Origin of the sequence: Brachyspira pilosicoli, assembly GCF_019402445.1 — a bacterium.
Classification (GTDB): domain Bacteria; phylum Spirochaetota; class Brachyspiria; order Brachyspirales; family Brachyspiraceae; genus Brachyspira; species Brachyspira pilosicoli_B.
Map to the genome: position 1 here is coordinate 1 of NZ_SRZM01000083.1, position 7373 is coordinate 7373.

A 7373-nucleotide genomic window follows, 5' to 3' on the forward strand; every position below is an offset into this window, starting at 1 on the left:
AAAGTACTTTAATAACAGAAGAAGCTATAAAAGCTATAGAAGCTTGCTGTGATATTGCTCCTTTACATAACCCAGCAGGTTTACAAGGTATAAGAGCTTGTCAAGAAATATTAAAAGATGTAAAAATGGTTGCTGTATTTGATACAAGCTTCCATCAAACTATACCTGAACATGCTTATATGTATGCTGTTCCTCATGAATGGTATGATAAATATAAAGTTCGCCGTTATGGTTTCCATGGTACTTCACATAAATATGTATATGGTGAATTCTGTAAAGCAACTAATAAACCTAATGCTAATGTTATAGTTTGTCACTTAGGTAATGGTGCTAGTGTTACTGCTGTAAAAAATGGTGAATCTGTTGATACTAGTATGGGTTTAACTCCATTAGAAGGCTTAGTAATGGGTACTAGATCTGGTGATATGGATCCTGCTGTTGTTACTTTCATGATGGGTAAAGAAAATTTATCTGCTAAAGAAATTGATAATATTATAAATAAAAAAAGCGGACTTTTAGGTGTTTCTGGCGTTAGTAATGATATGAGAAACTTAGAGGAAGCTTCTAAAACTAATCATAAAGCTGAACTCGCTATAAAAATGTTCTGCTATAGAGTAAAAAAATATATAGGTTCTTATATGGCTGTACTTGGACATCTTGACGGTATAGTATTTACTGGTGGTATAGGTGAGAATAGTGCTTATATTAGAGGAAGAATACTTGAAGGTTTAGATGAGCTTGGTATTAAATGTGATGCTGATAAGAACGCTAAAGCTAGAGGATGTGCTAATTTTGAAAAAGATGGTGCTGCTATTAAGCTTTATGTTATAGCTACAGACGAAGAAAAAGCTATAGCAATGGATACTTACAATATTGCTTTAAAATAATAGTAAATAAAAAAGTAAAAAATAGGGTGTTTAAATAACATCTTATTTTTTACTTTAAATTAGAATAATTAAAAAATAATATTATTATATATTTGTACTTCCAAAACCACCTTCGCCTCTAATAGAATCAGAAAGCTCTTTCACCTCTTCAAACTCTGCCTTTTCCACCTTTGCAAATACCATCTGTGCAATCCTATCGCCTGCATTAATAATGAAAGGTTTATCGGTTAGAGCAGCTAATATAATTTTTAATTCTCCTCTATAATCACTGTCAATAGTAGCAGGAGAGTTCAAACAAAATATTCCATGTTTTAATGCTAATGAACTTCTGCTTCTAATCTGAGCTTCATAGCCATCTGGTATTTCTATATATAAACCTGTAGGCACTAAAACTATGTCATTTTTATTTAATGTAATGGGTTCGTCTATATTAGCATGCAAATCCAAACCTGAAGCCCCAAGTGTTTGATATTTTGGAAGAGGATTTTTTGATTTATTGATTACTTTTATTTTTAACATTTTAACCTTCTTTATATTTATTTTAACAAAAATGAGAATATCATAATAATAATTAAAGCAGTAGCTCCTTGAACAACTGTTGCCAAAGTTCTAGCTTTATATGCATCCTGAACAGTTAAACCAGATAATTCTACCACTACCCAAAAATAACTGTCATTAATATGAGAAAATACCATAGAACCAGCACCTATAGACATTAATACTAAAACTTGTGATATTGGTGTAGTATATCCTAATGTATCAAGCAACGGTGCAAACAAAGTAGCAACTGTAACAACAGATATAGTCGAAGAACCTAAAGATATTTTTAAAAGAGATGCAAGCAAGAAAGGAAGTACTAAACCTAAATTTACAGAAGCAAATACATCTCCAAGTTCAAATATAATATTTGTAAGCTCAGTAGATTTTAGAACTTCAGCAAAAGCTCCACTTGCCCCTACTATAACTAATATATTTCCAGAATCTCTCACACCATCACCAATCCACATATACATTTCATCTCTATTAAAATTATGTATAAGTAGTAGTGAAAATAAAAAACCTATAAATAATGCCATAGTAGGCTCACCAAGAAATATAAATATATTTTTTATAAAACTATCTTCGTTTAAGTGCAAAGAATTAAATCTAACTATAGAACCTATAGCCATAAGTATAATTGGTACAAATATAGGTGCAAACGATTTGAATGCAGAAGGAAGTTTTTCCATATCATCAATAACACTTTCATAACTATAATTGTTTTTTTTGTATTCCTTCTTTTTAACATATTTTGATATAAATATACCATATACAGCACCAGATAAAGAAGTAGGTATAGCTACAATAAGACCTATAGCTATAACTGTAAATAGATGTTCTTGTAAATTAAAGAGATTAATAACTGCAGCAGGTCCTGGAGTAGGAGGTATTAATGCATGAGAAGCATATAAACCTGTTGATAATGCCACAGATAATGCTACAGGTGAAGCCCCACTTTTTTTGGCTAGTGCTTTTCTTAGTGGTGTTAATATTAAATATCCAGAATCACAAAATACAGGTATGGAAACAATAAAACCTAATATATTCATAGCAAGAGCAGGGTGTGATTTACCAACTATTTTTAAAATTATTTCTCCAAGTTTATAGGTAGCTCCAGACATCTCTAATATATTACCAATAATACTACCCAAGATTATTATAATACCAACGCTTCCTAAAGCATTTCCAAAACCTTTGCTTATTAAAGAAGCTGTTTCATTTATATAATTAGGATTTCTATTTGTAGGCACATGCAATGTAAATGATAGAAATATAGCAACCATTAACATTGCAATAAAAGGATGTACTTTAAACTTAATAGTAAGTAACATTACTATTAATATCGAGATTATAAGCATGGTTATTATTGAATAGCTAATCATAGTTTACAACCTGTAAAGTATTTATTTTGAAATGAATATTTATTTTATTTACTCTTCTTCTTCAGGAACTTCTGCATTAATATAACCTTCTTCAAAGAAATACAAAAGTTCTTTTTCTGCGTTTTTAGCAGCTTCCTCCATTCCTTCTTCATATTCAATTTCAAGTATTAATTTAGCATCGCAAAAAGCACCTAAACCCATAATATTAAATACGCTTTTGGCATCTGCTCTTACACCATTATAAAGCAAAAATATACCTAAATCAGAGTATTCTATTTTACTTGCTATTTGAGATAATACTCCAGCTGGTCTTAAATGCATACCATTTTTACTTTTAATTGTTACTACATTAGTTAATGTCATTCAAATAACTCACTATCTTTTTTTCTTTATAATAACATATATTTAATAATTTTCAATAATAGATTATCATAAAAAATATTGAGAAAAATGAATATTTTGTTATACTTATATACTGTTGAGGTTATAAAATGAGAAATACTTTATTATTATTAATATTTTTTACATTAATTCAATCTAATTTATATAATATAACTGCCGATGAACAAGGTTTTTTATTTTGGGCTACTTATGGTCATATGGATAAAGTAAAAGATTATGTATATAATAAAAAAGTCCATATAAATGTACAAGATAATGATGGAAATACTGTTCTTATGAGAATAGCTTCTTCAAAAGCAATCACTAAAGAAAATATGCAAGTAGTAGAGTTTCTTATAGATAGAAAAGCTGACCTCAATGTGGTAAATAATGATAGACATACTGCTTTAGTTTTAGCAATAAATAATGATAATACAGAAATAGCAAAACTTTTTGTAGAGAAAGGTGCTAAACTTGATATAGCTGATAGAAACGGATATACTGCTTTGATGTGGGCAATAGAAAATAATAATGCTGAAATGGTAAAACTTCTTATAAACAAAAGAGCAAATATTTATCTAAAAACCAAAGACGGAGAAACAGCTTCTAGCATAGCAAAAAGTAAAGGAAACAGCCTTATAATAAGAATGCTTGAAATTGCTGAGGCAAGTTAATATATTTCAATATAAATTTGCATGCATCTTTTTTCAAAAAATAGAGATTATTTTATGAGTGAATATACAAAAAATAAATCTGGTATAAAAGCTTGGCTACCTTTAATATTAGCAGTTATATATACAATTTCACCTGTAGATTTAGTTCCTGATACTTTGCCTATTGCAGGTTGGTTAGAAGATATATTATTCTTGATAGTAGGCGGACTTAATGGGATAGAAAATGGTGTTTTAGATGATAATAGTTCAGTAAAAAAAATAATTAAATTTTTAAAATGGGGGCTTTTAATTGTTGGAATAATAGGAATATTGATAATTATTCTTTTGGCTGTTTTAGTTTTTAAAGTAGCAACAAACTAAAAAACAATATTAAATAAATATCATTTTTTATATTATTTTATTCTTTTATGTTTAAAACTTGCTCTATGGCTTACATAATCATCTACTATTTGATAATTGCCAAAAAGTTTGTATTTGTATATAGTTAAACCTTCTAAGCCAACAGGACCTCTTGCATGAGTTTTGTTTGTAGAAATGCCTACTTCCGCACCAAAACCATATCTAAACCCATCAGAAAATCTTGTTGAAGTGTTGCAGTATACATTAGCAGAATCAACATAAGTCATAAACTTTTCTATATTGTCTTTATTTTCTGAGACTATTGAATCTGTATGATGAGAGCCGTATTTGTTTATATGATTATATGCCTCTTCTGTGTTTTCTACTATTTTTAATGATACTTCTTTATCACCATATTCTACATGCCATTCTTTTACTTCACCTATATCCGATTGATTAAGTATTTTTCTTACTTCTTCACAGCCATTCATTTTTATATTATTTTCTTTAAATAAATTATAAAGCTTTTGCAAGTATTCATTAGCTATATTTTTGTTTATTAGTATAGTTTCAACAGCATTGCATGCACTTGGATATTGAGCCTTTGAATCCAAACATATTTTTAATGCTTTTTCTTGATTAGCTGATTCATCTATATATAAATGGCATATTCCATCAGCATGTCCAAGTACAGGTATATTAGTGTTTGATTTTATATATTGTACTAAACTGTTTCCCCCTCTTGGTATTATAAGATCAACATATTTATCCATTGATAATAATTCTTTTATATCCTCTCTTGTAAATACCAAATTAACAGAGTTCTTTGGAAACTCTTTAATATTTTCTAATGTTTCATTAATGATGTTAAATATTGCCTTGTTTGTGTTCTCTCCTTCAGCACCTCCTTTAAGTATAACAGCATTAGAAGATTTTATGCATAATGAAGATATTTGAGATATTACATCAGGACGAGCTTCAAATATTACGGCAATTAATCCAATAGGGCAGGATATTTTTTTTAAAAGTAAATTATCATCAAGCTCTGTTTCTAATAATACTTTATTAATAGGGTCTTCTAATTTTACAACATCTTTTATACCAGAAATAATATCTATCATTTTGTTTTCATCTAATTTTAAACGATTAAACATTGAAAGAGAAATTTTATTTTCATCAAGAAGTTTTTTAGCATATTCCAAATCTTTTTTATTCGCTTCAAATATAATATTTTTATTTTGTTCTAATTTATCAGCAATTTCTAATAATGCTTTGTTTTTTATATCAGTACTTAATGATTGTAATTTGTATGTAGAGTCTTTTGCATTTTTTACCAAGTCTATTAATTGCATTTATATTTATTCTCCAAAAAAGTTTATTAAATATTATTATAATAGCTAATAATTAAATTGTCAAAAAAGTTTATTATTATTTCTTTTTTATTAAAGTAACCAATATATCTTCATTTTCTATATGCTCAAAACTGCCTTCATATCCGTATTTAATGCATCCGCGAATCACACTTTCACAGCTTGAATGCCCACTTACTAAAACTTCTATAACTGTGTTTAATTCTGTATTGTTTATAGCGGCACATTTAGCCTGAAAAGAAGCCTGCGAACAAGACATTCCTCTTGTATCTATTTTTATAGTCTCTTGCATAAAAAATCCTTTTATGTGTTTTTGATATTTTTTAAGATAATATCATCATAATATCAGGATATCAAATTATTATAATCAACTTCTTAATTTAAGTTATTATAACCTCTACCGCCACTTTATATTACTATAATACATATATTCTAATAATATAACGTAGCGGTAGAGTTCATTATATAATCCTTATTATATGGTATATTTCTTATTATATAATGACAACAACCTGCTGCACAGTAAGAAACATATCATTGATTTTCTTTCATAGTAAATCCTATAATAACACAGAATACTAAACCTAAAATAACAGCAAACATACCATATACTGTAGGACCAGCGGTAGAACTTGCCAAATTAAAATTATGAGCAAATCCAGCACCAACAAGCATTCCTATAACAAATACAAAACTATCCATATTTCCTTCAGCAGATTGTATAAACTGTCTTCCAGGACAACCAGCACCCAAAGTAAATGCTAAACCAGTAAGAATCATTGATACAGTGTTCCATAATATATTAGTATGAGCTATAGGCTGATTTTCCATAGAAACATTAAATCTATTTGTTATAATATTTACTATTAAAGCAGCAATAATAAAAGCTACAACACCTTTAGTCATATGGAAATCTTTCATAAATATTCCATCTCTTACACCGCCTACAGTACAAAATCTAGATTTTTGAGCTATGAAACCTATTATAATAGAAACTACTAAAGCTATAATTAAAGGAGCTTTCATGCTTCCTGGACCTGATTCAGAGAAAAATATTGCTCCGCCTTCAGAGAATTTTGTTTGTTTCAATAATAGTATTAATAGTATTATTGATATTACTAGAGGTATGAAGCCTACTAATTTATTATTATATGCTTTTGGCTGACCCAAAGAGAAATTTTGTTTCCAGAAGAAAACACCAATTCCTCCGCCTATAATAATACCTATTAAGCCAAATATAGCATTAATATCTCCTCCAGCTATTCTTAATAATGTTCTCCAAGGACAACCCAAGAAAACTAAAGCACCAATCATAGCGAAGAAACCTAAAATAAATCTTATAATAGGAGAACTTCCGCCTTTAGGAGAATATTCTTTAGAGATTAAAGCAGATACTGTAGCACCAATAACAAGCCCTATAAGTTCAGGTCTTATATACTGCACAGCAGCAGCCCTATGTAATCCCAAAGCCCCAGCTAAATCCCTAGTGAAACATGCAACGCATATTCCCATGTTGGCAGGGTTTCCCATTACAGAAAGCCAAGCCGCTAAAGCTCCAATAATGGCACCAGATACTATAATGCCAATGGAGCTTGTGAAAATGTTTTTTTTCATTTTCAACTCCTTTAATAAATTTTTTATAAAAAACAGTATTTTTTATGCATTGATTATAAGAAATTTTTATATGTTTTTCAATAGTTATGTTTATTAAAAAATATGTATCAAATGTAGAAAAATATACAAAAATACAATAGTGTATATTAACTATTATAAGTGAATAGTGCCAAACATTATATTGAC

Annotated in this window: 9 protein-coding genes; 3 read left to right on the plus strand and 6 right to left on the minus strand. The window is 28.7% G+C overall.

Features of this window, described 5'->3' with window-relative positions:
* On the plus strand, window positions 1–887 hold an 887-nt coding region (locus E6A48_RS03380), incomplete at its 5' end, for an acetate/propionate family kinase (protein WP_219708586.1).
* 84 nt (window positions 888–971) lie between these two features.
* Here E6A48_RS03380 and dut read toward each other — a convergent pair.
* Genes dut through E6A48_RS03395 form a run of 3 tightly spaced genes read right to left on the minus strand, consistent with a single transcriptional unit; the run spans window position 972 to window position 3172 of the window.
* A complete protein-coding gene (gene dut, locus E6A48_RS03385) occupies window positions 972–1406 on the minus strand; it encodes a dUTP diphosphatase (RefSeq protein WP_219708588.1) in 435 nt (144 codons plus the stop codon).
* Between the two features lie 17 nt (window positions 1407–1423).
* Window positions 1424–2809, minus strand: coding sequence for a GntP family permease (locus E6A48_RS03390; protein ID WP_219708589.1), 1386 nt, complete (start codon window positions 2807–2809; stop codon window positions 1424–1426).
* 48 nt (window positions 2810–2857) lie between these two features.
* Complete coding sequence (locus tag E6A48_RS03395; RefSeq protein ID WP_219708591.1) at window positions 2858–3172, minus strand: HPr family phosphocarrier protein; 315 nt, start codon at window positions 3170–3172, stop codon at window positions 2858–2860.
* Between the two features lie 128 nt (window positions 3173–3300).
* Here E6A48_RS03395 and E6A48_RS03400 point away from each other — a divergent pair, with 128 nt between their 5' ends.
* Entirely contained in the window at window positions 3301–3864 is a 564-nt protein-coding gene (locus E6A48_RS03400; protein ID WP_219708593.1) for an ankyrin repeat domain-containing protein, read from the plus strand.
* 54 nt (window positions 3865–3918) lie between these two features.
* Window positions 3919–4224 (plus strand): DUF1232 domain-containing protein, encoded by a 306-nt coding sequence (locus E6A48_RS03405; protein ID WP_219708595.1) that lies wholly within the window; start codon window positions 3919–3921, stop codon window positions 4222–4224.
* Between the two features lie 32 nt (window positions 4225–4256).
* Here the strand turns inward: E6A48_RS03405 and E6A48_RS03410 are convergent, their stop codons facing one another.
* From E6A48_RS03410 to yedE, 3 genes are all read right to left on the minus strand, one after another.
* Entirely contained in the window at window positions 4257–5555 is a 1299-nt protein-coding gene (locus E6A48_RS03410; protein ID WP_219708597.1) for a glutamate-5-semialdehyde dehydrogenase, read from the minus strand.
* Window positions 5556–5631: 76 nt separating this feature from the next.
* A complete protein-coding gene (locus E6A48_RS03415; RefSeq protein WP_013243047.1) occupies window positions 5632–5865 on the minus strand; it encodes a sulfurtransferase TusA family protein in 234 nt (77 codons plus the stop codon).
* A 242-nt stretch (window positions 5866–6107) separates the two neighbouring features.
* On the minus strand, window positions 6108–7187 hold the full coding sequence (gene yedE, locus E6A48_RS03420) for a YedE family putative selenium transporter (RefSeq protein ID WP_219708599.1): 1080 nt from the start codon (window positions 7185–7187) through the stop codon (window positions 6108–6110).
* Between the last annotated feature and the right edge of the window lie 186 nt (window positions 7188–7373).